This is a genomic window from Kitasatospora sp. A2-31 (genome assembly GCF_022288725.1).
Classification (GTDB): domain Bacteria; phylum Actinomycetota; class Actinomycetes; order Streptomycetales; family Streptomycetaceae; genus Kitasatospora.
In genome coordinates this window covers 1-1564 of record NZ_JAKNTA010000160.1, presented here as the reverse complement: position 1 = coordinate 1564, position 1564 = coordinate 1, and the positions used below count along the sequence as shown (strand labels likewise).

The window sequence follows — 1564 nt, the reverse complement described above, 5'->3', positions numbered from 1 at the left end:
GGCCGACCGGGCGGCCCGCCGGGCGGCGAGCCGCCGCCCCCATCCGGCGGTCCGGGCCCGGGCGTTCACGGCACCGCCTTCGGCGGGACGAACCGCTCGCGCGGGGCCTCGGCCGACTGGACCACGGTCGGGGCGAGGAACGGGACCACCGACGGCGCGGTCAGCCGGACCGTCACCCGGACCAGGACCGGGGAGCTGCCGTCCGTGCGCACGTCGTACCCGCGGACGTCCTGCCGGTCGAGGAAGTCCTCGGCCTGCGACTTCGCCGCCGCGTCCTTGACCTCGTCGCGCTGGTCGCCCTGCACCCGCCCGGCGTCGACGCCCTCCCGGGCGGCGGTGAGCGCGACCTGGCGGTAGTACCACACCATCGCCACGTCGACCACGAGCAGGATCAGCACCAGGACGACCGGGAAGACGATGGCCAGGCTCAGGCTCACCGCTCCCCGGTCGCCTCGGCGACGGGGCCGTTCGATCACGTGGCCGCACCCGCTCCGGGCAGGTTCGGGTCCTGCTCGACCTTCTTCACGACCTTGTCCTTCAGCGCGTACAGGGCCACCGCGACGGCCCCCGCGACGAAGACCAGCGCGATGATGGCGAGGGCGAGCTCGATGCTGATCGCACCGCGGTCGCCGCGGGCCCGGGCGGCCTTCACCCGGCCGACCCGGAACTGGAAGAGCAGCAGGGCGAACTGGACGGGCAGCAGGGTCGGCCGGAGCAACCGGCCGGCCAGGGACTTGAGCTGGTGGGACATCAGGGGACTCCCGGGGTTGGGTGCGGTGTCGTCCGCTCGCGCTGCCGCATCGACGTCAGGCGAGCATCTGGTGGAGGGCGGGGAAGACGATCAGGACGGTCATCAGCAGGGTCAGGGCGGCGCCGGGGGCGACCATCCGCTCGCTGTCGGCGTTGGCCCGGGCCAGGTCCTCGGCGAGCAGTTCGCCGCGCAGGCCCTTGGCGCGGGCCCGCAGGGTGTCGTAGACGGCGGCGCCGTCGGTGCCGGAGAGCCGCATGATGTCGGCGACGTCCTGCAACGGCGTCAGGCCGAGCTCCACGGCGAGCGCGTCCAGCCCGGCCCAGGGCGGCAGCCGGTCGGTGGCGGCGCGGTCCAGGGCGTCCCGGATCCGGCCGAAGACGGTGCCGCGGCCGACCGACGCGGCGCGGCGCAGCGCCTCGGCCGGGCCGAGGTCGGCGGCCCGCTCCAGCGCGACCAGCTCCAGGTAGGCGGCGATCCCGTGCAGGTACTCGGTGCGCGCCTCCTTGGCCTCGCCGCGCACGATGGCGTCCGGGACGAACCAGAAGAGCCCGGCCAGCAGCGGTCCGACCAGCAGCGGAAGGGCGAACGGCAGTCCCATGTCCAGGAGCGCCGCGGTCGCCCCCAGGTACGCCGGGAGGACGAGGCCGACCAGGGCGAACAGCAGCTTGTGCGCCATGAACCGGGCCGGGCTGCGGCCGATCAGCGACAGCTCGCGGTGCGGGATGCGCACCCCGCGCAGGCCGAGCGAGCGCTCGCCGATCCGGTCGAACCAGCGCGGCCGCTCGTCCGGATCGACCACCCGCTCGGCGGGGG

Annotated in this window: 3 protein-coding genes; all 3 read right to left on the bottom strand. The window is 75.2% G+C overall.

Going from position 1 to position 1564, the window contains the following annotated elements:
* Positions 1 to 65: 65 nt before the first annotated feature.
* Positions 66 to 437 (bottom strand): TadE/TadG family type IV pilus assembly protein, encoded by a 372-nt coding sequence (locus tag MCM47_RS40495; RefSeq protein ID WP_238862544.1) that lies wholly within the window; start codon positions 435 to 437, stop codon positions 66 to 68.
* A gap of 35 nt (positions 438 to 472) precedes the next feature.
* Positions 473 to 751, bottom strand: coding sequence for a hypothetical protein (locus tag MCM47_RS40490; protein WP_238862543.1), 279 nt, complete (start codon positions 749 to 751; stop codon positions 473 to 475).
* 55 nt (positions 752 to 806) lie between these two features.
* The coding region (locus tag MCM47_RS40485; protein WP_238951805.1) for a hypothetical protein at positions 807 to 1564 on the bottom strand (758 nt) is incomplete at its 5' end.

Bases quoted from the DNA above. Each gene is read 5' to 3' on its own strand.
- MCM47_RS40490 (WP_238862543.1), bottom strand. From the start codon at position 751: ATGTCCCACCAGCTCAAGTCCCTGGCCGGCCGGTTGCTCCGGCCGACC.